Below are 23,494 nucleotides of genomic sequence, written 5' to 3' on the forward strand. Positions count from 1 at the left end.
AACGTCCTATTTCAAAGGCGGCTGGAAAGGTCGTCCAGAGCCGCGCGCAAATCAGTGAACTGGAAAGTGAAACCCGCTTCCAGCAAGCGAGCCGGTACGGCCTTCTGGCCGCCCAGCAACAGCAATGACAATTCGCCCAGACACACCTTTAACGCCAGGGCCGGCATCGGCATGAACGTCGGGCGGTGCAGCACGCTGCCCAATGTCTTGGCAAACTCGCGGTTGCGCACCGGCTTGGGCGCGCAGGCATTATAAGGACCACTGGTGTCTTCCTGATGCAGAAGAAAATCAATCAGGGCGATTTGATCGTTGATATGGATCCACGGCATCCACTGCCGGCCACTGCCGATAAGCCCGCCCAGCCCCACTTTGAAGGGCAGCAACAGCCGCGACAAAAAGCCGCCCTCGGCCGACAACACCAGCCCGGTACGAATGAAGATCACGCGAATGCCCAAGCCTTCGGCACGCTGGGCGGTTTCTTCCCAGGCGATGCACAACTGGCTGGCGAAATCATCGATGACCGGTGGAGACTTCTCGGTCAATTCCCGCTCGCCCCCGTCACCGTACCAACCGACCGCAGACCCCGAAATCAACACCTGCGGTTTTTGTTCACGGGTTTCGAGCCAGGCCAGCAGGGTTTCGGTCAGGGTGATGCGACTGCTCCACAACAGCGCTTTGCGTCTGGTTGTCCAGGGGCGATCGGCAATCGGTGCACCCGCGAGGTTGATAATCGCATCCACCGACTCCTGGCCGATGTCCTCGAGGCGGGCCACTCCGCGCACTTGGGCACCGCAGATTTTCGCGACTTTTTCAGGCTGGCGACTCCAGACCGTCAGGCGATGACCCTGACTCAACCAGAGGCGGCAGAGTTGACGTCCTATCAAACCAGTACCGCCGGTCAGCAATATGTGCATGACTACTTCCTCGCGTAGCGTTTTACCCTGATCACTAGTCTATTTTTATAAGCAGGGATCTTTGGTATCGGGCAGGCTCTGTGATTAACAATAGGCCAAGCTGTCAGAACGAGAACGCTAAAAGTTATACCAAAAAACAATATTGTACAGGTTTAAACCACGGCGTAGTCTGTACAGAAAGGTAAACGAGGCCCCTATGACTGTACCTATCGCAATCATCGGCACCGGCATCGCCGGGCTCTCCGCCGCCCAAGCCCTGACAGAGGTCGGGCATGTCGTTCAACTTTTCGATAAAAGCCGCGGCAGTGGCGGACGCATGTCAAGCAAGCGCAGCGATGCGGGTGCTCTGGACATGGGCGCGCAATATTTCACTGCCCGCGATCGCCGCTTCGTCACTGAAGTCCAGCGCTGGCAAGGCAACGGCTGGGTCGCTGAATGGATGCCGCAGCTCTACACCTACCATGGCGGCCAGCTCAGCCTGTCGCCGGACGAACAGACGCGCTGGGTCGGCACGCCGCGCATGAGCGCCATCACCCGCGGCCTGCTCGGCGACCTGGAAGTGCATTTCGCCTGCCGCATTACCGAGGTCTATCGCGGCGAGGAGCACTGGCATCTGCAGGACGCCGAAGGCTTCACCCACGGCCCGTTCAGTCATGTGATCATCGCCACGCCGGCGCCTCAGGCGACTGCACTGCTGGCCTCCGCGCCGAAACTCGCCGGTGCCGCCGCCGGGGTGAAAATGGACCCGACCTGGGCTGTCGCGCTGGCGTTCGAGACACCGCTGGATACGCCCATGGAAGGCTGCTTCGTACAGGACAGCCCGCTCGACTGGCTGGCTCGCAACCGCAGCAAACCTGGACGTGACAACACCCTCGACACCTGGGTCCTGCACGCCACCAGTGCCTGGAGCCGGCAACATATCGACCTGCCCAAAGAAGCAGTGATCGAGCAATTACACGGCGCATTTGCCGAGCTGCTGCACAGCGCCATGCCTGCCCCGACCTTTAGCCTAGCTCACCGCTGGCTCTACGCCCGCCCCGCCAGCAGCCATGAATGGGGAGCCCTGGCCGATGCCGATCTGGGCCTCTATGTGTGTGGCGACTGGTGCTTGTCCGGTCGTGTCGAAGGCGCCTGGCTCAGCGGCCAGGAAGCCGCCCGCCGTTTGCATGCGCATCTGCAGTGAATCGCAGCTCCTAAGGGAGCGACGGCAAAAACCTATACAAATAATTTGACTTGTACACCTTTGAATCTATGATGAAACCATGTTGTACAGAATTAACGCTCTGTACAGGTTTAGATTCGAGGTGCTCCGATGCCCCACGTCACCGTGAAACCGAAGATCGCCATCAGCGCCTGCCTGATGGGCGCAGAAGTGCGTTACAACGGCGGGCACAAGGCGTCGCGGCTGTGCTGTCACACCCTCACTGACTATTTCGATTTTGTCCCGGTTTGCCCCGAAGTCGCCATCGGCCTCGGTATTCCTCGGGAGCCGATCCGCCTGGTTGGCGATCCCGAACATCCCGAGGCTGTCGGCTCCGTCAACCCTGAGCTCAATGTCACCCGGCCGCTCGCCGAGTACGGACAGAAAATGGCCGCGGAACTGGGCGATCTCTGCGGCTACATCTTCATGCAGAAATCCCCGTCATGCGGCCTGGATCGGGTCAAGGTCTACCACGCCAACGGTGCGCCGGTGGACGGTGGTGGCCGTGGCATCTACGCCCAGGCGTTCTGCGCGCGGCATCCGGATTTACCAGTTGAAGAAGACGGCCGCCTCAACGACCCGGTGCTGCGCGAAAACTTCCTCACCCGCGTGTTCGCCTATAGCGCCTGGCAGCAGTTGCTGCGCGACGGCCTGACTCGTCGTGGCCTCACGGACTTTCACTCGCGCTACAAATACCTGCTGATGGCCCACAACCCGATGCAATACAAAACCCTGGGCAATCTGCTGGGCAACATGGGCCAGATCGATCCGAATGAACTCGGCCCACGCTATTTCAGCGAGCTGATGACGGCCTTGAAAAAATGCGCCACACGCCGCAGCCACACCAACGTCCTGCAACACATCAGTGGCTATCTCAAACAGGCCATCAGCCCTGAAGACAAACAGGAAGTGCAGCACGTCATCGGTCAATACCGCCACGGCATCGTGCCGCTGGTGGTGCCGTTGACGCTGCTCAAACACTACTTCCGTCAACACCCGGATCCATACATTGCGCAACAGGTTTACCTGCAACCGCATCCGGAAAATCTCAGCCTGCGAAACGCGATCTAATGACAATCCAATGAAAAGCCCACTCGACACCAGCGCCAGCGAAGACCTCGGCGCCGACTTCAAGAAAGCCCTCGACGAAGGCTGGCTGCCGATCCGTGAGGTCGCGCGCCAAACCGGCGTCAACGCCGTCACCCTGCGGGCCTGGGAACGGCGTTATGGCCTGATCGTTCCGCAACGTACGCCCAAGGGGCATCGGCTGTTCTCTGTCGAACACGTTCAACGCATCCTGACGATTCTCACCTGGCTCAACCGTGGCGTGGCCGTCAGCCAGGTCAAGCAACTGCTCGACACCCCGCAGGCCTTTACCGAATCCGTCGAAAACGATTGGCAAGTGATGCGTCATACGCTGCTGCAAGCGGTCACTCAACTGAACGAACGCACCCTCGATGACACCGTCAATCAGGCCATGGCGTTGTATCCACCACGGACCTTGTGCGCACAACTGCTGATGCCATTGCTGGCTGAATTGGAGCAACGCTGGCAAGGCCAGTTCGGCGCGCAGATGGAGCGGGTGTTTTTTTACTCCTGGTTACGCAGCAAATTTGGCGCACGCATCTACCATAACAACCGTCAGTTACGCACCGCGCCACTGTTGTTGATCAATCAATCGGACGTGCCACTGGAACCACACCTGTGGCTGACCGCCTGGCTGATCAGCAGCGCCGATTGCCCGGTGGAAGTGTTCGACTGGCCACTTCCCGCCGGCGAACTCGCGCTGGCGGTCGATCACCTGCAAGCCCGCGGCGTACTGCTGTATTCCAGCAAAGCCATGAACCTTTCACAGCTGCCGAAACTTTTGAATGGCGTCAGTTGCCCAAAAATGATTGCCGGACCAACGGTATGCATCCACCACGCCGAGTTGCCCGTAAAAACTACTGAGATCGCTGATTTGTTCTTGGCCGAAGACCCGTTAACGGCCCATCAAGACCTGGTTCAGCGTGGACTAATTTAATGAAACGTACGGACACCACCATGCAATTGATCTGGTTGCGCAGCGACTTGCGCCTACATGACAACACCGCCCTTTCGGCCGCCGCTGCTCGCGGCCCGACTGTGGCGGTGTATCTGCTGAGCCCGGAGCAATGGCTGGAGCACGATGACGCGCCGTGCAAAGTGGATTTCTGGTTGCGCAATCTTGGCGAGTTGAGCCGTACGCTAGGCGAACTGAATATTCCTTTGCTGATCCGCACGGCATCACGCTGGGATGAAGCGCCGAAGGTGCTGCTCGAACTGTGTCAGCTATTGAAGATTGGCGCGGTGCACCTCAACGAAGAGTACGGCGTTCATGAAAGCCGTCGTGATGACGCCGTGGCCGAGTCGCTCAAGGCCCATGGCATCGACGTCTATAGCTACCTCGATCAACTGCTGTTCAAACCGGGCAGCGTGCTGACCAAGACCGGCACTTACTTTCAAGTCTTCAGCCAGTTCCGCAAAGTCTGCTACGACCGTCTGCGTGCGTCGTTACCAGGGCTGGTCGTCGCACCCGCGGTTCAGGTGCCACTTGCTATGCGCAGCGACAAAATCCCATCAAGCGTTGAAGGTTTCAAAACGCCGTCCCACAGTTTGCGCACACTCTGGCCGGCCGGTGAAGCCGAAGCCCGGCGCCGTCTCGACACCTTCGCCGACGCCCAGATCGACTATTACAAAAACGAGCGAGACTTCCCGGCCAAACCGGGCACCAGTCAGCTCTCGGCTTATCTCGCCGCCGGGGTGATTTCCCCTCGCCAATGCCTGCACGCCGCCCTGCAAAGCAATCAAGGGGAATTCGAAAGCGGTAAGGTCGGCGCGGTGACCTGGATTAACGAACTGCTGTGGCGCGAGTTTTACAAACACATTCTAGTGGGCTACCCACGGGTCTCGCGTCACCGTGCTTTCCGCCCGGAAACCGAAGCCCTGGCCTGGCGCGACGCCCCGGAAGAACTGCTGGCGTGGCAAGAAGCCCGCACCGGCCTGCCGATCATCGACGCGGCCATGCGCCAATTGCTCGAAACCGGTTGGATGCACAACCGACTGCGCATGGTCGTGGCGATGTTTCTGACCAAAAACCTGCTGATTGACTGGCGTGAAGGCGAGCGCTTTTTCATGCGGCACCTGATCGACGGCGACCTCGCGGCGAACAACGGTGGCTGGCAGTGGAGCTCGTCCACCGGCACCGACTCGGCGCCCTACTTCCGGATTTTCAATCCGTTGAGCCAATCTGAAAAATTCGACAGCGAAGGCGTATTCATCAAGCACTGGCTGCCGGAACTGGCCGGGTTGAACAAAAAGGAAGTGCACAACCCGGCCAACCTTGGTGGGTTGTTCGGCGTGGCAGATTATCCGTCGCCAATCGTCAACCTAAGCACCTCGCGCCAACGAGCACTGGCCGCGTTCAAGAACCTGCCAACACGACAACAGGCCGGAGGACACGATGAGTGATTTCCTGCGCCGTTTTGCCCAACAGTTTGCAGCCTTGGACAAAGACTGCCTGCAACACCTCAATCAGCTCTACACCCACGACGTGCACTTCACTGATCCTCTGCACGAAGTTCAGGGCCTAGTGCAAATGCGCAGCTACTTCAACGAGCTCTACGCCAACGTCAGCGATCTGCACTTCGACTTTCATGGCTTCGACCAGATCAGTGAAGGCGAGGGCTATTTGCGCTGGGTCATGAGTTATCGCCATCCGCGCCTGGCCAGCGGTCAGTTGATTCGGGTCGATGGCTGCTCGCACCTGCTCTGGCGCGATAAGGTTTATCGCCACCGGGATTACTTCGATGCCGGGGCGCTGCTTTACGAACATGTACCCGTATTGGGTCGGGCGATTGCCTGGCTGAAAAGGAGAATGGGATGAGTTTTACACCTCCACGGCGATATTGGTTAACCGGCGCCAGCAGCGGCATTGGCGCCTCGCTGGCCGAAGAAATACTGAAAACCGGCGCCCACGTCGCCGTCAGCTCACGCTCGGCGGCGGTGCTGAAAGTCTTGTCCCTGCGTTATCCGGGGCAAGTGCTGGTGGTGCCCGGTGACTTGACCAACAGCCAGACAGTCCGCGAAATCGGCGCGCAAATTGCCGAAGACTGGGGATCCCTGGACACGGTGATTCTCAACGCAGGCACCTGCGAATACGTTGACGTTCACCAATTCGATTCGTCGATTGTCGAGCATGTGGTGCGCACCAATTTGCTCGCCAGCGCGTACTGCATCGAGGCGGCCTTACCGTTGCTGCGCAAGGGTACCGCGCCACACTTGGTGGGCGTCGCCAGTTCGGTGACGTACTTGCCGCTACCCCGCGCCGAAGCCTATGGCGCGTCAAAGGCCGGGCTGCGCTACTTGTTCGAATCGTTGCGCATTGATCTGGCGCCGGAAGGCATTGAAGTCACCGTGGTCAGCCCGGGGTTTGTCGAGACACCGTTGACGGCGAAGAACGATTTCCCGATGCCGCTCAGTTGGCCTGTGGATAAAGCTGCGAAGCACATCTTCGCCAAACTCAAAAACCGCCCACTGGAGATCGCGTTTCCCGGACTGTTCATGGCCGCGCTCTGGCCGCTGTCAAAAATGCCCAACGTCGTGAAACTGGCCATCGGCAAGCGCATGGTGCGCAGCAGTCCGCCGATCAAGGATGTCCCTTGAACATCGCCATCATCGGCAGCGGGATCTCGGGGCTGACCAGCGCCTACCTGCTCAATCGCAGGCACGAGATCACCCTGTTCGAGGTCAGCGACTGGGTCGGTGGTCACACCCATACGGTGGACGTGACTGTCGATGGCCAGCGCTATGCGGTGGACACCGGTTTTATTGTGTTCAACGACTGGACCTACCCAAATTTCATTCGCCTGCTGGGCCAGCTCGGCGTGGGCTTCAAACCCACCGAGATGAGTTTCTCGGTCACCGACCCGGACTCGGGCCTCGAGTACAACGGCAACAACCTCAACAGCCTGTTCGCCCAACGTCGCAACCTGATGTCGCCAGGGTTCTGGGGCATGTTGCGCGACATCCTGCGGTTCAACAAAGAAGCCCAGCGCGACCTCGAAGAACAACGGATCGCCGCCGACACCACCCTCGATCAATACCTCAAGGCCGGCGGCTACGGCGAGCGCTTTATCCTGCATTACATCGTGCCGATGGGCGCGGCGATCTGGTCGATGTCCATGGCCGATATGCTCGGTTTCCCGTTGCAGTTCTTCATCCGGTTTTTCAAGAATCACGGCTTGCTGTCCGTCAGCAATCGTCCGCAATGGAGTGTGATCGAGGGTGGTTCAAGCGCTTATGTCGCACCTCTGACCGCGTCTTTTAAAGACAAGATCCGCCTCAATTGCCCGGTGACCCGCGTTGAACGCGATGAAGACGGCGTCGTTATCCACAGCGCCGCCGGCAGCGAGCGTTTCGACAAAGTGGTGTTCGCCTGCCACAGCGATCAGGCCCTCAAACTGCTGGCCAAACCGAGCAGCGCCGAACAGTCGATCCTTGGCGCCCTGCCCTACGCCGACAACGAAGTGGTGTTGCACACCGACACGCGCTTGCTGCCGGTGCGAAAGCTTGCCTGGGCCAGTTGGAATTATCGCCTCGGTGGTCCCGGTCACACGCTGGCCGCCGTCACTTACGACATGAACATTCTGCAAGGCATCCAGAGCGACACCACGTTTTGCGTCAGCCTCAATCAGAGTGCAGGCATCAGCCCGAACAAAGTGCTCGCCAAATTCACCTACGCCCATCCGCAATACAGCTTGGCTGCCGTCGCCGCGCAGGCACGCTGGGATGAATTGGACGGCGCGCAGCACACTTGGTTTTGCGGCGCTTACTGGGCCAGTGGTTTCCATGAAGACGGTGTGGTCAGTGCGCTGCGGGTTGCTCGCTCGCTGGGAGAAGTGTTGTGAACAGCGCCCTTTACAGCGGCTGGATCGCCCATCGGCGGTTTGCCCCGCGGCGCCATGAATTCCGTTACCGGATCGGTCTGCTGTACCTGGACCTCGACGAACAGGACGCGGTGCTTGGCTTGTCGCCGCTGTCGGGCACCAGCCGTTTCGCGCCGTTCTCGTTTCGCGAAACCGATTACTTGAAAGCCTTCACTGGCAGTGGCATGCGCTTGATCGACGCGGTACGCCAGCAAGTCGCCGAGGTAATCGGCCATGTGCCACACGGCTCGATCTGCCTCCTGACCCAAGCCCGCAGTTGGGGCCTGTCGTTCAACCCGGTGAGTTTTTTCTACTGCCATGAGGCCGACGGCCAACTGGCGGCGATTCTCTGCGAAGTCACCAATACGCCCTGGCGCGAGCGTTACCACTACGTGTTACCGGCCAAGGCACCGACGAACGTGCAGGACTTCCACCAGCATTTCGCCGTGGCAAAGGCGTTTCATGTGTCGCCGTTTCTGCCGCGCGACATTGAATACCGCATGAGCTTCAGCCCCGCAGCGCAAAAACTCGGCGTGCACATGGCGGATTGGCAAGGCGAACTGAAACTGTTCGACGCCACACTCAACCTGCACCGCGAAGCCCTCACCCGCGGCAGCCTGCACCGTTACTTGCGGCGCTTTCCGTGGATGACCGCGAAAACCTGTCTGGCGATTTATTGGCAAGCCGTGCGCTTGCTACTGAAACGCGCGCCGATATTTGCTCATCCGGCTGCCGATGGCAGATTTCAGACCACCATTGTTCCCCCCAAGGATCGCCGCCATGAAACCCTCTAGTGTCTCGGCCAAAACCAACCTGTTAAGTACCAACGGCCTGACCGGATCGTTGCTGCGCCGTGGTGTGTTGCGGCAGATGGCGCAGCTCAAACACGGGCAACTGGTGGTCTTCGAAGACGGCGAACGGCACGTCTTCGGTACCGCCGGTAGCCATCCCGTGGGCGAAATCCATATCCTCGACGCCGCGGCCTGGGGACTGGTGGCGAGTAACGGCTCGATTGGCGCAGGCGAAGCGTTTATCCACGGCTACTGGAGTTCGCCGGATTTGACGGCAGTGGTGCGTGTCTTCGTCAGCAACCTTGACGTGCTGGATGCGCTGGAAGGTGGACTGGCAAAACTGAGCCGCCCGTTCGTGCAGAGCCTGCACTGGCTCAATCGCAACACACGCAAGGGCTCGCAAAAAAACATCGCGGCACATTACGACCTAGGCAATGACTTGTTCGAGCAGTTTCTCGACCCGACCATGATGTATTCCGCCGCGCAGTTCCTCACCCCTGAAGACACCCTGGAACAGGCGCAACTGAACAAGCTCGAACGTATCTGCCAGAAACTCGCGCTGCAACCCAGCGATCACCTGCTGGAAATCGGCACCGGCTGGGGCAGCATGGCGCTTTACGCCGCCCAGAATTACGGCTGCAAAGTCACCACCACCACGCTGTCGAAAGAGCAGTACGCCTTTACCGCGCAACGGATCGAAGCCCTGGGTTTGCAAGACCAGGTCACACTGCTGCTGTCCGATTATCGCGACCTGACCGGGCAGTACGACAAACTGGTGTCGATCGAGATGATCGAAGCGGTTGGTCATCGCTTCCTGCCGACCTACTTCAAGCAATGCGCGCAGCTGCTCAAGAGCAACGGCTTGATGCTGTTGCAAGCGATCACCATCCGCGAGCAGCGCTACGAACAAGCCAAGAGCAATGTCGATTTCATTCAGCGTTACATCTTCCCCGGCGGCGCCCTGCCCTGCGTGCAGAAAATGCTGGAGATTGTCAGCCGTGACACCGACATGAACCTACTGCACATGGAGGATTTCGGCCTGCACTACGCCCGAACCTTGCGCCTGTGGCATGAGAATTTTCGCCGCGCCCACGGTCGCTTGAGCGAAATGGGCTACGACGACTATTTCCTGCGGCTGTGGGAATTTTATCTGTGCTACTGCGAAGGTGGTTTCCTGGAACGCACCATCGGCACGGCGCAATTGCTGCTGGCCAAACCCGCCGCGATGCCGGCGCCGCTGCTCGGCCGATTCGATGCTTGAACGATGGGCAAATGCCGCGCTGTTTCAGGTCGGCTGGTTTGCCTGCGTGATGGGAGGCAGTGGTCTGTGGTTGCTGGTGGCGTTGGCGGTGTTGGTGATTCATCTGTTGTGGATAAGTCGCTGGGCTGATGAAGGCCGACTGATCCTCAGCGTGGTGCTGCTGGGAACGACGGTCGACAGTTCGTTGCGCTGGCTAGGGGTGTTCGACTTCAACGATGTCGCGCCGCTGATTCCGATGTGGCTGATGCTGTTGTGGGCGTTGCTGGCAACCACTTTGCGACATTGCCTGCTATGGACCGCCAATCCCTGGTGGCTCGGCAGCCTACTAGGCGCCGTCGGTGGGCCGATGTCGTATTACGCGGGAGGACAATTGGCCGGGGTGCAATTTCCCTATGGACAATGGCCGACACTGATCGGCATCGGATTACTGTGGGCGCTGCTGTTTCCCACGCTGCATTTCATGGCTCAGCGGCTGGCGTCCGATACTCACAGCTGAGCGTCCGTCAGGCCTTTCACACAGCCCCGGCCCACTGCCTTACACTGCGAGCCATGAAAACCATTCCCCACACACAAATCGCCGAACCGGTGGTCACCTGCTCGACCTGCGCCGCTTGCTGCTGCCAGCTCGAAGTCATGCTGATCACCGACACAGGCGTGCCCGAACGTTTTATCGATACTGATGACTGGGGTGGGGAAGTCATGTTGCGTCTGGATGACGGTTGGTGTGCTGCGCTGGATCGCAACAGCATGATGTGCACCATCTATGAAAAACGCCCGCTGATCTGCAGGGAGTTCGAGATGGGAGCGCCTGAATGCATCGACGAACGCCAGGGGATTACCACGGCGTATCGCTGAACTCAAACCAAACCCACCCCCATTGATTGGGCAGTGTGCTTAGAGCGGCATCGTGTAATGCAGCGCGTAGCTTTCTACACCATCGTTCGGGCTGCTCAGCCCGGCATTTGAATAGTGCGTCGCACGAATCCCGACTTCATGTCCGCCCGTAAAGCGCAGCCCAAAACCGAACCGGTCTTCAAACTGAAAGGCATTGCCGAGATTGTTGTTTTCGACTTCGGTATTGGCGAACACCGCAACGCCAACGCCCAACTCCAGGTAGGGTTTAACGGTCTGCCCGGCAAACTCGTAAACCAACACCGGGGAGAACGACAGGCTGTGGTTGCTGGTGGTCTTGTCGCCTTCCCAATAGGTGTAGGCACCGCTCCAGTAACCGGTCAAACGACCGATATCACTCTGCAACCAGCTCTTGTCCCAATCGAATTGCATGCCCAGTCGATAGGTCATGGTCGACTCGCTAGTCTGGCCGACCGCGAACTCCACGCCTGCCGCCTGTGCGGTAAAACTGTGCCCCATCAGTGCGGCCGCAATCGCGGCCAAGCAGAATAGTCGCTTCATTAGAAACATCCTTTTCCGAACGATTTCGTATGGTTTTTTTGTTGCTTAACGCTATAGAAGTCGACGTTTAATCAGAAGTTCACCCAAATTACTCGTTTGCCCCAGGCTTTAACTTACCCTTTAAAGCTTTGCACAACGCCAGCGGTATTCCACAGTATCGGCAAGATATTTCTGAAATGCTCCGGATCGGCACTCGTCCAGAACTGTGCAGCACGAGCAGGCTCCTCGGCGAGCAATTCACGCTCGGCCAACAGACGCTGAAGTTGCCGCGCTACAGCGGCGCCGGTGTCGATCAAGCTGATGTCATCGGGGATCATCTGCCTAAGCAACGGCTTTAGGAAGGGGTAATGCGTGCAGCCAAGAATTATCGTGTCGCACCCGGCGCCGAGCAGCGGTTCGACATACCTGGCAAGCAACTGGCGCAATGCCTCACTGTGCAGATCGCCGTTTTCAATCAGCTCCACCAGGCCGGGGCACGGCTGAGTGATGACTTGCACATCGGTGGCGAATCGGTCGAGCAAAGCGGCGAACTTGGCACTCTGTAAGGTGCCGGTGGTGGCGAGCACACCGACCACACCGCTGCGGGTGGCGGCAGCGGCCGGTTTGACCGCAGGCTCCATACCGACAATGGGCCACTCGGGATAATCGCGCCGCAAGTCTGCAACCCCAGCGACAGTCGCTGTGTTGCAGGCCAACACCAGGGCCTTGGCGCCCTGCTGCTGAAAAAAACCAGCCATCACACTGCAGCGATGACGGATGAATTCCGGGGTTTTCTCGCCGTAGGGAATATTCCCGCAATCGGCGACGTACAACAGTGACTCGTTGGGCAGCAAACGCCGGATCTCGGCCAGCACCGAAAGCCCACCGACACCGGAGTCGAACACGCCAATCGGCGCTTCACGCATGCTTCGAACCACAGACGCTGCAGCCCGGATCACGCTTGACCCGCAATTCGCGAAAGCGCGAGCCCAAGGCATCGATCAACAACAGGCGACCCACCAGCGGATCGCCGAAACCCACCAGCAACTTCATGGCTTCCAGCGCCTGAAGGCTGCCCACCAGGCCAACCAAAGGTCCTACGACGCCGGCTTCGCTGCACGTCAGTTCGGCTTCGCTGCCGTGACCATATAAACAGTGGTAGCACGGGCTTTCCGGACGGCGCGGGTCAAACACTGACAACTGACCTTCGAGCCGAATCGCTGCGCCGCTGACCAGAGGTTTGCCGGCGGCGACACACGCAGCGTTGACCGCTTCGCGGGTGGAAAAATTGTCGGAACAGTCCAGCACCAGATCCACCGCAGCCACGGCGGCGGCCAGGGAGTCTTCGTCCAGCGCGGTGCGATGGGCGATCAACTGAATCTCGGGATTGATTGCAGTCAGTCGGCGAATAGCCGAATCGACCTTGCTCAGGCCGACGCTGTCGGTGTCGTGAACGATCTGGCGCTGCAAGTTGGTCAGGTCGACGGTGTCGAAGTCCGCCAGATGCAACTCGCCGACGCCGGCGGCTGCCAGATACAGCGCAACCGGCGAGCCGAGACCGCCGAGACCGACGATCAACACGCGGCTTTCTTTCAGTCGCAACTGGCCGTCGATGTCGACGTGTTGCAACAGAATCTGCCGACTGTAGCGCAACAATTCCTGATCATTCAGCACGGCAGGCGCCCCAGGCTGATACGTTCGTGACCGCCCAGATCGGTGCGGCTGTGGACTTCTTCAAAGCCGCGAGCCAGTAGCAAATCGCGTACTGCAGTGGCTTGATCGTAACCGTGTTCAAGCATCAGCCAACCGCCCGCCTCCAGATAATCCGGCGCCTGGGCGACGATCAGACGCAGATCGTCGAGCCCGTCGACGCCAGCCACCAAGGCACTGGCCGGCTCAAAACGCACATCGCCTTCTACCAGATGCGGATCGGCGGATGCAATGTAAGGCGGATTGCTGATGATCAGTTGAAAGCGCTGACCTTCCAGCGCGCTGAACCAATGACTGCTCAGCACGATGGCGTTGTTCAGGTGCAAGCGCTGGCGATTGCGCTCGGCCAGGGCCACGGCTTCGAGCACGCGATCCACGGCGGTCACCTTCCAGGCCGGACGCTCGCTGGCCAGGGCCAACGCAATGGCGCCGCTGCCGGTGCCGAGATCGAGGACCTTGACAGGTGTGGCTGGCAGGAGTTCTAGCGCCGCCTCCACTAACAGCTCGGTGTCCGGGCGCGGGATCAGCGTATGCGGCGCCACTTCCAGATCAAGCTTCCAGAAACCTTGCTGACCGAGGATGTAGGCCACTGGCTCACCGCCACGGCGGCGCTGCAAATACTCGGCAAATTTAAGCGCCGCCTCGCTCGGGACGATGCGCTCGGGCCAGGTGTGCAGAAAACTGCGGGACTTGCCCAGTGCAGCGGCCAGCAACAATTCGGCATCCAGGCGCGCGGTGGGCGAATCGGGCAGGTCGGCTGCGCGTAACAAACTGGCAATGATCGTCATTTACTCACCTATCGCTGCCAATTGGTCGGCCTGGTATTCGGCCAGCAACGGCTCGATCACCGCATCGACGCCACCCGCGAGGATTTCGTCGAGGGAATACAGCGTCAGGTTGACCCGATGGTCGGTGACCCGACCCTGGGCAAAGTTGTAGGTGCGGATCCGCTCCGAGCGATCGCCCGAACCCACCAGCAATTTACGCTCGCTAGCGATAGCGTTCGCGGCGGCGCTGGTCTGCTGATCGTTGAGCTTGGCCGACAGCCAGGACATCGCCCGGGCGCGGTTCTTGTGCTGGGAACGTTCTTCCTGGCACTCGACGACAATACCGGACGGCAAGTGCGTGATGCGGATCGCCGAGTCCGTTTTGTTAACGTGCTGACCACCGGCACCGGAGGATTTGTAGGTATCGATGCGCAAATCCGAGGGGTTGATCTCGATCGCTTCCTGTTCGTCCGGCTCGGGCAACACGGCTACGGTGCAGGCCGAGGTGTGGATGCGACCCTGGGATTCGGTGGCCGGAACCCGCTGCACGCGGTGCGCACCGGATTCGAATTTCAGCTTGCCGTAGACATTGTCGCCTTCGACGCGAGCGATGACTTCTTTAAAGCCGCCGTGCTCACCGATGTTCTCCGAGAGAATTTCCACCCGCCAGCCGCGACGCTCGGCGTAACGCGAATACATGCGGAACAGGTCACCAGAGAAAATCGCCGCCTCGTCACCGCCGGTGCCGGCGCGGATTTCGAGGAACACGTTACGCCCATCGTTCGGATCCTTGGGCAGCAGCATGCGTTGCAGGCTGGCTTCGATTTCGATCAATTGCTCTTTGGCTTCGCGGACTTCTTCCACGGCCATTTCGCGCATGTCCGGGTCGCTGTCCTTGAGCAGCGCCTGAGCCCCCTCGAGATCGCTTTGCACCTTGAGCAACTGTTTATAGGTTTCGACAATCGGTTCGACTTCCGCGTATTCCTTGGAATAGGTGCGGAATTTGTTCTGATCGGAAATGACTTCGCCGTCGCCAAGCAAGGCGGTCAATTCCTCGAAACGGTCCTGGAGGATGTCCAGCTTATTGAGCAGTGACGCTTTCATTGCGGTTTTTTATCCGAAAAGCTATCCGATGAGCCCTCATTGAGGGCAAAGAGTTCCTGGGCCATGGCCAGCGCATCGAGGCGGCCTTCGGCAGAAAGCTTTTTCAACTGTACGCTCGGTGCGTGCAAGAGTTTGTTGGTCAGGCCCCGCGCCAGTTGCACCAGCACGTCTTCGGCGCTGCTGCCGTTGGCCAGCATGCGTTGGGCCTTCTGCAATTCTTCGTCGCGCATGCGCTCACTTTGTTGGCGATAGGCCTTAAGCACATCCACCGCCGCCAGCTCACGCAGGCGGACCATGAAATCTTCGGCACCGATCGAGACCATCTCTTCCGCCGCTTGGGCTGCGCCCTGGCGACTCTTGAGGTTCTCGGCGACCACTTCATGGAGATCGTCGACGCTATAAAGGTAGACGTCGTCCAGTTCGCCGACTTCCGGCTCGATATCCCGGGGAACGGCGATGTCTACCATGAAGATCGGTTTGTGTTTGCGCAGCTTCAGGGCGCTTTCCACCGCGCCTTTACCGAGAATCGGCAACTGGCTGGCGGTGGAACTGATAACGATGTCACTGCGCACCAGTTCCGCCGGGATGTCCGAAAGCAACACCGCGTGGGCGCCGAACTGCTCGGCCAGAATGCTCGCGCGCTCCAGAGTGCGGTTGGCAACGACGATGCGCTTTACACCCAGTTCGTGCAGATGACGGGCGACCAGGGTGATGGTCTCGCCGGCGCCGATCAGCAAGGCCTGGCTGCGTTGCAGGTCGCTGAAAATCTGTTTCGCCAGACTGACCGCGGCAAACGCCACAGACACCGGGTTCTCGCCGATGGCGGTGTCGGTGCGCACCTGTTTGGCCGCATTGAACGTCGCCTGGAACAGTCGCCCGAGCAACGGACCGATGGTGCCGGCCTCGCGGGCCACGGCGTAGGCCGATTTCATCTGACCGAGAATCTGCGGTTCGCCCAACACCAGCGAATCAAGCCCGGAGGCCACCCGCATCATGTGACGAACTGCCGCATCATCTTCGTGCACATAAGCACTCGCGCGCAGCTCTTCGAGGCTCAAATGGTGATAATCGGCCAGCCAGCGCAATATGATGTCTGCCGAAAGGTGATCCTGTTCTATATAGAGTTCACTGCGATTGCAGGTGGAGAGGATCGCAGCTTCGCGGCTGTCGGTGAGTCGGCAGAGCTGCTGCAAGGCCTCCACCAGCTGCTCAGGGGTAAAGGCCACGCGCTCGCGGACGTCTACTGAAGCAGTCTTGTGGTTAATACCGAGTGCAAGGAAGGCCATTCAAGGTCGCTGATAGTGACGTGAAGCCGGCAATTGTCCTACTTCGACAGAGCCAGAACAACTACCGCTGACTATTGTCCCAATGACCTGCCTCTATAAAGGCACCGATTGAGACTCGGTTATGTTTGGCTGAAGGCTTGTGTCATGATGATCCGACCGCAGGTTAGTCGTCCTCTTCCTATATGAATAGATCTTCCGCGTTGCTCCTCGCTTTTGTCTTCCTCAGCGGCTGCCAGGCCTTGGCACCCGTTTCGTCGGACGGTACGCCGCCGGTCGAAGACAGCACTCCGGCCCCTGAAAAGCCCAAGGTTTACAGCTCATTCAGTGAAGAAACCGTCTTCAGTCTGTTGAGCGCCGAACTGGCTGGCCAACGCAATCGTTTCGACATTGCCCTGGACAACTACGTCACCCAGGCGATCAATACTCAGGATCCGGGCATCTCCGAGCGGGCATTCCGTATCGCCGAATACCTGGGCGCCGATCAGGCTGCCCTGGACACCGCATTGATCTGGGCGAAAAACGCCCCGGACGACCTCGAGGCGCAACGGGCCGCTGCCGTGCAACTGGCTCGTGCCGGGCGTTATGACGACTCCATGGTCTATATGGAGAAAGTCCTGCAAGGCAAGGGCGACACGCATTTCGACTTCCTCGCCCTGTCTGCGGCCGATACCGACCAGGACACGCGCAACGGCTTGATGAAAAGTTTTGACCGTTTGTTGCAGCGCCATCCGAACAACAGTCAGCTGATTTTCGGCAAAGCCTTGCTCCTGCAACAGGACGGTGACGCCAAGGGTGCGCTGGGCCTGCTGGAAGACAATCCACCGGACGACGGCGAAATAGCGCCAATCCTGCTGCGCGCGCGCCTGCTGCAAACCCTCAATCGTGGCGATGAAGCGTTGCCGCTGCTGCAAAAAAGTATCAAGAAGTACCCGGACGACAAACGCCTGCGCCTGACTTACGCGCGCATGCTGGTTGAACAGGACCGCATGGACGACGCCAAAGCCGAGTTTTCGAGCCTGGTTCAGCAGTACCCCGAAGACGATGAACTGCGTTATTCCCTGGCGCTGGTCTGCCTGGAGGCCAAGGCCTGGGATGAGGCCAAGGGCTACCTGGAAGACCTGATTGCCCGGGAAAGCCACGTCGATTCGGCTCACTTGAACCTCGGTCGTATCGCTGAAGAGCGCAACGACCCTCAAGCCGCGTTGATCGAGTACGCCCAGGTCGGCCCGGGCAACGATTACCTGCCAGCGCAATTGCGTCAGGCCGATATCCTGATGAACAACGGCAAGACAGCCGAAGCCCAAAGCCGTCTGGCTGCGGAGCGCGATGAGCAGCCCGATTACGCGATTCAGTTGTATTTGATCGAAGCCGAAACCTTGTCCGCCAATAAACAGCCCGACAAGGCCTGGAATGTATTGAAGCAAGCCTTGCAGCAATACCCGGACGATCTGAATCTGCTGTACACCCGCGCCATGCAAGCGGAAAAACGCAATGACCTGGCGCAGATGGAAAAAGACCTGCGCCTGATCATCAAGCGCGATCCGGACAACGCGATGGCATTGAACGCCCTCGGTTACACCCTGTCCGACCGTACGACGCGCTACGCCGAAGCCAAGACCTTGATCGAACAGGCGCACCGAATCAATCCGGAAGACCCGGCGGTACTCGACAGTCTCGGCTGGGTGAATTTCCGCATCGGCAATCTCGACGAAGCCGAACGCCTGCTGCGCCAGGCGCTGGAGCGCTTCCCCGATCAGGAAGTCGCCGCGCACCTGGGTGAAGTCCTGTGGGCCAATGGCAAGCAACGGGAAGCCAAACAAATCTGGAGCAAGTTCCTTAAGGAGCAGCCCGACAGCCCCATCCTGCGCAGCACCATCAAGCGCCTGACCGGATCAGAGACTCTTTAAGATTATGTTTTTGCGCCACCTCATTGTTTTCAGTTTCATCGCCCTGCTCGCCGGTTGCGCGGGCTTCGGTGCCCGCGAATCAGTCCAGGGTCAAGGCAACACGGCCCAATGGCGCGAGTACAAACAGCAACTGACCAGCCTCGACGGCTGGCAGATCAACGGCAAGATCGGCATTCGCGCCCCGAAAGACTCGGGCAGCGGCACGTTGTTCTGGCTGCAGCGACAGGATTACTACGACATTCGCCTCTCCGGCCCCTTGGGTCGTGGCGCCGCACGCCTGACCGGCCGCCCCGGCAAGGTCTCGCTGGAAGTTGCCAACCAGGGCCGCTATGAAGCGCCGACGCCTGAAGTGTTGGTCGAAGAACAGCTGGGCTGGAAGTTACCGGTGTCCAATCTGGCCTGGTGGGTTCGCGGGCTCCCGGCCCCGGACAGCAAAAGCCGTCTGACGCTCGATGCCGACAGCCGCCTGGCCAATCTTGAGCAGGATGGCTGGCAGGTCGAATACCTCAGCTATGCCGAGCAAAATGGCATTTGGCTGCCCGAGCGGATCAAACTGCACGGCACCGACCTTGACGTCACGCTGGTGATCAAGGAATGGCAACCTCGCAAACTGGGGCAGTGAACATGACCGCTCCGCGCTTGACGCTGCCCTCCCCGGCCAAACTCAATCTGATGCTGCACATCCTCGGGCGCCGTGAAGACGGTTATCACGAGTTGCAGACTATTTTTCAGTTTCTCGATTATGGCGATGAAATCACGTTCGCCGTTCGTGATGACGGTGTGATTCGACTGCACACCGAATTCGATGGCGTTCCTCACGACAGCAATCTGATTGTTCGAGCTGCAAAAAAACTTCAGGAGCAATCCGGTTGTTCGCTCGGTATCGACATCTGGATCGAAAAAATTCTGCCCATGGGCGGTGGAATCGGTGGCGGCAGTTCAAATGCCGCGACGACTTTGCTCGGCCTCAATCATCTTTGGCAACTGGGTTGGGATGAGGATCGGCTGGCCACTTTGGGCCTGACGCTTGGCGCGGACGTCCCGGTTTTCGTACGTGGGCACGCGGCTTTTGCCGAAGGCGTGGGGGAGAAACTGACCCCTGTAGACCCCGAAGAACCGTGGTATCTCGTGCTTGTGCCGCAAGTCTCTGTAAGTACAGCAGAAATTTTTTCAGATCCGTTGTTGACACGTAACTCTTCTCCCATTAAAGTGCGCCCCGTTCCCAAGGGAAACAGTCGAAATGACTGCTTACCGGTGGTAGCAAGGCGTTATCCAGATGTACGTAACGCATTGAATTTGTTAGGTAAATTTACCGAAGCAAAACTCACCGGAACTGGAAGTTGTGTGTTTGGGGGCTTCCCAAGCAAAGCTGAAGCTGATAAAGTCTCGGCCCTTCTTACAGAGACCCTTACAGGGTTTGTAGCAAAGGGAAGCAACATTTCGATGTTGCATCGCAAGCTGCAAAGTCTGCTCTAAAAGGAATCGAGTACTGGGTACTCGTTGCAACAGATACAGGGGCGTCGCCAAGCGGTAAGGCAGCAGGTTTTGATCCTGCCATGCGTTGGTTCGAATCCAGCCGCCCCTGCCATTTTCTATACTCATCCAGGTTACCCTCAGCCTCTAGGTACTGCGCGTGTCCAAGATGATGGTCTTTACGGGGAACGCTAACCCCGATCTGGCTCGGCGTGTTGTACGTCAGCTGCATATCCCTCTCGGTGACATCTCTGTCGGAAAGTTCTCCGACGGCGAAATTACTGCCGAGATCAATGAAAACGTCCGCGGTAAAGATGTCTTCATTATTCAGCCGACTTGCGCTCCGACCAACGATAACCTGATGGAACTGGTAGTGATGGCTGATGCCTTCCGCCGCTCCTCGGCTACTCGTATCACTGCTGTTATTCCTTACTTTGGTTATGCCCGTCAGGATCGCCGTCCGCGTTCCGCACGTGTGGCTATCAGCGCGAAAGTCGTTGCTGACATGCTTACCGTAGTCGGCATTGACCGTGTTCTCACGGTTGATCTGCATGCTGACCAAATCCAGGGTTTCTTCGATATTCCGGTAGATAACATCTACGGCTCCCCGGTATTGGTGGATGACATTGAAGATCAGCGCTTCGAAAACCTGATGATCGTGTCCCCGGACATTGGCGGCGTCGTGCGTGCACGTGCTGTTGCCAAATCCCTGGGCGTGGATCTCGGGATCATCGACAAACGCCGTGAGAAAGCCAATCACTCTGAAGTGATGCATATCATCGGTGATGTCGAAGGGCGTACCTGTATTCTGGTCGATGACATGGTCGATACCGCCGGCACTCTGTGCCACGCGGCCAAGGCCCTGAAAGAGCATGGCGCTGCCAAGGTTTTCGCCTACTGCACACACCCTGTGCTGTCCGGTCGGGCGATCGAAAACATCGAAAATTCAATGCTGGACGAACTGGTGGTGACTAACACCATCCCGTTGTCCGCTGCTGCTCAAGCCTGCTCGCGTATCCGTCAACTGGATATCGCGCCGGTAGTTGCCGAAGCGGTTCGCCGCATCAGCAACGAAGAATCGATCAGCGCGATGTTCCGTTAAGGGCCCTGCCCTTCTCGAACACTTCGTTGACGAAAAGCGCCCCGCCCTGGCATTCCTGTCGGGGCGGGGCTTTTTTGCCCATATCGCCTTTAGCGCTGGTCGCAAACGCTGGGGCGAATGTGGTTATTTTGGAGATACAACATGAACGATTTTACTCTGAATGCTGAAGTGCGTTCCGACCTGGGGAAAGGTGCGAGCCGCCGCCTGCGTCGTCTCGCAAGCCTGGTACCTGCTGTAGTTTACGGTGGCGAAAAAGCCCCTGAATCCATCAGCATGCTGGCTAAAGAAGTTGCCAAACTGCTCGAAAACGAAGCGGCTTACAGCCACATCATCGAGCTGAACGTTGGCGGCACCAAGCAAAACGTAATCATCAAAGCTCTGCAGCGTCACCCGGCCAAAGGCCACGTGATGCACGCTGACTTCGTACGCGTTGTAGCTGGCCAGAAACTGACCGCTATCGTGCCTGTACACTTTGTTGGTGAAGAAGCTCCGATCAAGAAAGGCGGCGAAATTTCGCACGTTGTTTCGGACATCGAAGTGACCTGCCTGCCGAAAGACCTGCCTGAATTCATCGAAGTCGACCTGGCTAACGCCGAAATCGGTTCGATCATTCACCTGTCTGACCTCAAAGCCCCTAAAGGCGTTGAGTTTGTTGCTCTGGCACACGGTGATGACAAGGCTGTTGCCAACGTCCACGCTCCACGTGTTGCTCCAGAAGCTACTACTGAAGAAGGCGCAGCAGAGTAATTTCACTCTGTTCGCCGGAGTGACCGGAAACATCGCGGACTAGAGCGTAGCGAGAAAGCGGGCGAGAACGCGGAGTTTACATAATGGTAAATGAGCACTTGTCGTCCACTTTCGCCGCACTCCCTGAAGGCGGCGATGTTATCCACCACTCCAAGGAAGGGCCCCTATCGTGACTGCCATCAAACTGATCGTTGGCCTGGGAAATCCAGGCGCTGAATACGAACAGACCCGGCATAACGCAGGGGCCCTTTTTGTTGAGCGCATCGCGAACGCACAAGGCGTAAACCTTGTGGCGGATCGCAAATATTTCGGCCTGACCGGGCGCTATTCGCATCAGGGTCAGGATGTTCGTCTGCTGATTCCCACCACCTACATGAACCGCAGCGGCCAGGCCGTCGCGGCACTTGCCGGCTTCTTTCGCATTACGCCTGAAGAAATCCTGGTGGCGCATGACGAACTCGACCTGCCACCGGGCGTAGCCAAGCTCAAACAGGGCGGCGGCCATGGCGGTCACAACGGGTTGCGCGACATCATCGCGCAACTGGGCAATCAGAATACCTTTCACCGCTTGCGGCTTGGCATTGGCCACCCGGGCGTTGCCAGTATGGTTTCAAATTTCGTCCTGGGTCGTGCGCCACGCGCCGAACAGGAAAAACTCGATGCCAGCATCGACTTTGCCCTCGGCGTGCTGCCGGATATCCTCGCCGGTGAATGGAACCGCGCGATGAAAAACCTGCACAGCCAGAAGGCCTGACTCTACTCCTCGGGGAAAACACCATGGGATTCAATTGCGGCATCGTCGGCCTGCCTAACGTCGGCAAGTCCACCCTGTTCAACGCCCTGACCAAATCCGGGATCGCGGCCGAGAACTTCCCCTTCTGCACCATCGAACCGAACACCGGTATCGTGCCGATGCCGGATTCGCGTCTGGAAGCCCTGGCGGCCATCGTCAATCCAAAACGCATCTTGCCGACCACCATGGAATTCGTCGACATCGCAGGCCTGGTAGCCGGCGCCTCGAAAGGTGAAGGTCTGGGCAACAAGTTCCTCGCCAACATCCGTGAAACCGATGCCATCGCGCACGTGGTCCGCTGCTTCGAAGATGAGAACGTGATTCACGTTTCCAACAGCGTCGACCCGAAACGCGACATCGAAATCATCGACCTGGAACTGATCTTCGCCGATCTCGACAGCTGCGAGAAGCAACTGCAGAAAGTCGCTCGCAACGCCAAGGGCGGTGACAAGGACGCAGTAGTCCAGAAAGGCCTGCTGGAGCAATTGATCGCTCACTTCACCCTCGGCAAGCCTGCGCGTACGCTGATGAAGACCATGGGCGCCGACGACAAAGCGGTGATTCGTGGTTTCCACCTGCTGACCACCAAGCCGGTCATGTACATCGCCAACGTCGCTGAAGACGGTTTCGAGAACAACCCGCTGCTGGACATCGTTAAAGCCATTGCCGAAGAAGAAGGCGCCATGGTGGTTCCGGTCTGCAACAAGATCGAAGCCGAAATCGCCGAGCTGGACGACGGCGAAGAGAAAGACATGTTCCTCGAAGCTCTGGGCCTCGAAGAACCTGGCCTGAACCGTGTAATTCGCGCCGGCTACGAAATGCTGCACCTGCAGACCTACTTCACCGCCGGTGTCGAAGAAGTCCGCGCCTGGACCGTCCGCGTGGGTGCCACCGCACCACAAGCCGCTGGCGTGATCCATACCGACTTCGAAAAAGGCTTCATCCGCGCCGAAGTCATCGCCTATGACGACTTCATCCAGTACAAGGGCGAAGCCGGCACCAAAGAAGCCGGTAAATGGCGCCTGGAAGGCAAGGACTACATCGTTAAAGACGGCGACGTGATGCACTTCCGTTTCAACGTCTAAGTTATTCAGGACGAAG

At 58.6% G+C, this 23,494-nt stretch carries 25 protein-coding genes and 1 tRNA gene; 19 read left to right on the plus strand and 7 right to left on the minus strand.

The genetic code is table 11. The annotated features are described in order from the left end of the window. Positions 1 to 11: 11 nt before the first annotated feature. Positions 12 to 914: a TIGR01777 family oxidoreductase gene (locus tag QFX16_RS24235; RefSeq protein ID WP_283181637.1), complete on the minus strand. Its 903-nt coding sequence runs from the start codon at positions 912 to 914 to the stop codon at positions 12 to 14. A 196-nt stretch (positions 915 to 1,110) separates the two neighbouring features. Between QFX16_RS24235 and QFX16_RS24240 the strand changes: the two genes are divergently transcribed. The 11 genes from QFX16_RS24240 to QFX16_RS24290 all read left to right on the plus strand — a co-directional run bounded on the left by QFX16_RS24240 (position 1,111) and on the right by QFX16_RS24290 (position 10,967). Continuing rightward, a complete protein-coding gene (locus tag QFX16_RS24240; protein ID WP_283181638.1) occupies positions 1,111 to 2,097 on the plus strand; it encodes an NAD(P)/FAD-dependent oxidoreductase in 987 nt (328 codons plus the stop codon). A 129-nt stretch (positions 2,098 to 2,226) separates the two neighbouring features. Next, the gene (locus tag QFX16_RS24245) at positions 2,227 to 3,186 is read left to right on the plus strand and encodes a YbgA family protein (protein WP_283181639.1); all 960 of its coding nucleotides are present in this window, start codon (positions 2,227 to 2,229) and stop codon (positions 3,184 to 3,186) included. A gap of 10 nt (positions 3,187 to 3,196) precedes the next feature. Beyond that, a complete protein-coding gene (locus QFX16_RS24250) occupies positions 3,197 to 4,138 on the plus strand; it encodes a MerR family transcriptional regulator (protein WP_283181640.1) in 942 nt (313 codons plus the stop codon). A gap of 20 nt (positions 4,139 to 4,158) precedes the next feature. Next, the gene (gene phrB / locus QFX16_RS24255; protein WP_283184628.1) at positions 4,159 to 5,604 is read left to right on the plus strand and encodes a deoxyribodipyrimidine photo-lyase; all 1,446 of its coding nucleotides are present in this window, start codon (positions 4,159 to 4,161) and stop codon (positions 5,602 to 5,604) included. Further along, on the plus strand, positions 5,597 to 6,019 hold the full coding sequence (locus QFX16_RS24260) for a nuclear transport factor 2 family protein (protein WP_283181641.1): 423 nt from the start codon (positions 5,597 to 5,599) through the stop codon (positions 6,017 to 6,019). The genes phrB and QFX16_RS24260 overlap by 8 nt, the downstream gene beginning before the upstream one ends. Next, positions 6,016 to 6,798, plus strand: coding sequence for an SDR family NAD(P)-dependent oxidoreductase (locus QFX16_RS24265; protein WP_283181642.1), 783 nt, complete (start codon positions 6,016 to 6,018; stop codon positions 6,796 to 6,798). The genes QFX16_RS24260 and QFX16_RS24265 overlap by 4 nt, the downstream gene beginning before the upstream one ends. Continuing rightward, positions 6,795 to 8,042: an NAD(P)/FAD-dependent oxidoreductase gene (locus QFX16_RS24270; RefSeq protein ID WP_283181643.1), complete on the plus strand. Its 1,248-nt coding sequence runs from the start codon at positions 6,795 to 6,797 to the stop codon at positions 8,040 to 8,042. The genes QFX16_RS24265 and QFX16_RS24270 overlap by 4 nt, the downstream gene beginning before the upstream one ends. After that, a complete protein-coding gene (locus tag QFX16_RS24275) occupies positions 8,039 to 8,854 on the plus strand; it encodes a DUF1365 domain-containing protein (RefSeq protein WP_283181644.1) in 816 nt (271 codons plus the stop codon). Before QFX16_RS24270 ends, QFX16_RS24275 begins: the two co-directional genes overlap by 4 nt. Next, positions 8,841 to 10,112 carry an SAM-dependent methyltransferase gene (locus tag QFX16_RS24280; protein ID WP_283181645.1) on the plus strand — a complete coding sequence of 424 codons (1,272 nt, stop codon included), beginning with the start codon at positions 8,841 to 8,843 and terminating at the stop codon, positions 10,110 to 10,112. The genes QFX16_RS24275 and QFX16_RS24280 overlap by 14 nt, the downstream gene beginning before the upstream one ends. Further along, positions 10,105 to 10,608 carry a DUF2878 domain-containing protein gene (locus QFX16_RS24285; protein ID WP_283181646.1) on the plus strand — a complete coding sequence of 168 codons (504 nt, stop codon included), beginning with the start codon at positions 10,105 to 10,107 and terminating at the stop codon, positions 10,606 to 10,608. Before QFX16_RS24280 ends, QFX16_RS24285 begins: the two co-directional genes overlap by 8 nt. A 53-nt stretch (positions 10,609 to 10,661) precedes the next feature. Then, positions 10,662 to 10,967, plus strand: coding sequence for a YkgJ family cysteine cluster protein (locus QFX16_RS24290; protein WP_046030160.1), 306 nt, complete (start codon positions 10,662 to 10,664; stop codon positions 10,965 to 10,967). A gap of 39 nt (positions 10,968 to 11,006) precedes the next feature. Here the strand turns inward: QFX16_RS24290 and QFX16_RS24295 are convergent, their stop codons facing one another. From QFX16_RS24295 to hemA, 6 genes are all read right to left on the minus strand, one after another. After that, on the minus strand, positions 11,007 to 11,525 hold the full coding sequence (locus tag QFX16_RS24295) for an acyloxyacyl hydrolase (protein ID WP_283181647.1): 519 nt from the start codon (positions 11,523 to 11,525) through the stop codon (positions 11,007 to 11,009). A 113-nt stretch (positions 11,526 to 11,638) separates the two neighbouring features. Then, on the minus strand, positions 11,639 to 12,430 hold the full coding sequence (murI, locus tag QFX16_RS24300) for a glutamate racemase (protein ID WP_283181648.1): 792 nt from the start codon (positions 12,428 to 12,430) through the stop codon (positions 11,639 to 11,641). Next, a complete protein-coding gene (locus tag QFX16_RS24305; protein ID WP_283181649.1) occupies positions 12,423 to 13,178 on the minus strand; it encodes a molybdopterin-synthase adenylyltransferase MoeB in 756 nt (251 codons plus the stop codon). The genes murI and QFX16_RS24305 overlap by 8 nt, the downstream gene beginning before the upstream one ends. Continuing rightward, the gene (gene prmC, locus QFX16_RS24310) at positions 13,172 to 14,002 is read right to left on the minus strand and encodes a peptide chain release factor N(5)-glutamine methyltransferase (RefSeq protein WP_283181650.1); all 831 of its coding nucleotides are present in this window, start codon (positions 14,000 to 14,002) and stop codon (positions 13,172 to 13,174) included. Before prmC ends, QFX16_RS24305 begins: the two co-directional genes overlap by 7 nt. Next, positions 14,003 to 15,085 (minus strand): peptide chain release factor 1, encoded by a 1,083-nt coding sequence (gene prfA / locus QFX16_RS24315; protein WP_283181651.1) that lies wholly within the window; start codon positions 15,083 to 15,085, stop codon positions 14,003 to 14,005. After that, positions 15,082 to 16,371: a glutamyl-tRNA reductase gene (gene hemA, locus QFX16_RS24320; RefSeq protein ID WP_033061251.1), complete on the minus strand. Its 1,290-nt coding sequence runs from the start codon at positions 16,369 to 16,371 to the stop codon at positions 15,082 to 15,084. The genes prfA and hemA overlap by 4 nt, the downstream gene beginning before the upstream one ends. A 182-nt stretch (positions 16,372 to 16,553) precedes the next feature. On the opposite strand from hemA, the gene QFX16_RS24325 reads away from it, so the two are divergent. The 8 genes from QFX16_RS24325 (at position 16,554) to ychF (ending at position 23,478) form a co-directional block, all read left to right on the plus strand. Then, positions 16,554 to 18,278: a tetratricopeptide repeat protein gene (locus QFX16_RS24325; RefSeq protein ID WP_283181652.1), complete on the plus strand. Its 1,725-nt coding sequence runs from the start codon at positions 16,554 to 16,556 to the stop codon at positions 18,276 to 18,278. A 4-nt stretch (positions 18,279 to 18,282) separates the two neighbouring features. Continuing rightward, positions 18,283 to 18,900, plus strand: a complete 618-nt coding sequence (lolB, locus tag QFX16_RS24330) for a lipoprotein insertase outer membrane protein LolB (protein ID WP_283181653.1) — start codon at positions 18,283 to 18,285, stop codon at positions 18,898 to 18,900. 2 nt (positions 18,901 to 18,902) lie between these two features. Next, the gene (gene ispE / locus QFX16_RS24335; protein WP_283184629.1) at positions 18,903 to 19,754 is read left to right on the plus strand and encodes a 4-(cytidine 5'-diphospho)-2-C-methyl-D-erythritol kinase; all 852 of its coding nucleotides are present in this window, start codon (positions 18,903 to 18,905) and stop codon (positions 19,752 to 19,754) included. Positions 19,755 to 19,791: 37 nt separating this feature from the next. Continuing rightward, a tRNA-Gln gene (locus QFX16_RS24340) sits at positions 19,792 to 19,866 on the plus strand. A gap of 45 nt (positions 19,867 to 19,911) precedes the next feature. Further along, positions 19,912 to 20,853, plus strand: coding sequence for a ribose-phosphate pyrophosphokinase (locus tag QFX16_RS24345; protein WP_003208392.1), 942 nt, complete (start codon positions 19,912 to 19,914; stop codon positions 20,851 to 20,853). A 141-nt stretch (positions 20,854 to 20,994) separates the two neighbouring features. Continuing rightward, complete coding sequence (locus QFX16_RS24350; RefSeq protein WP_283181654.1) at positions 20,995 to 21,600, plus strand: 50S ribosomal protein L25/general stress protein Ctc; 606 nt, start codon at positions 20,995 to 20,997, stop codon at positions 21,598 to 21,600. 169 nt (positions 21,601 to 21,769) lie between these two features. Further along, a complete protein-coding gene (gene pth, locus QFX16_RS24355; protein ID WP_008153430.1) occupies positions 21,770 to 22,354 on the plus strand; it encodes an aminoacyl-tRNA hydrolase in 585 nt (194 codons plus the stop codon). Positions 22,355 to 22,377: 23 nt separating this feature from the next. Continuing rightward, on the plus strand, positions 22,378 to 23,478 hold the full coding sequence (gene ychF, locus QFX16_RS24360; RefSeq protein ID WP_134419017.1) for a redox-regulated ATPase YchF: 1,101 nt from the start codon (positions 22,378 to 22,380) through the stop codon (positions 23,476 to 23,478). Positions 23,479 to 23,494: the final 16 nt, after the last annotated feature.

This window comes from Pseudomonas svalbardensis (assembly GCF_030053115.1).
Lineage (GTDB): Bacteria > Pseudomonadota > Gammaproteobacteria > Pseudomonadales > Pseudomonadaceae > Aquipseudomonas > Aquipseudomonas svalbardensis.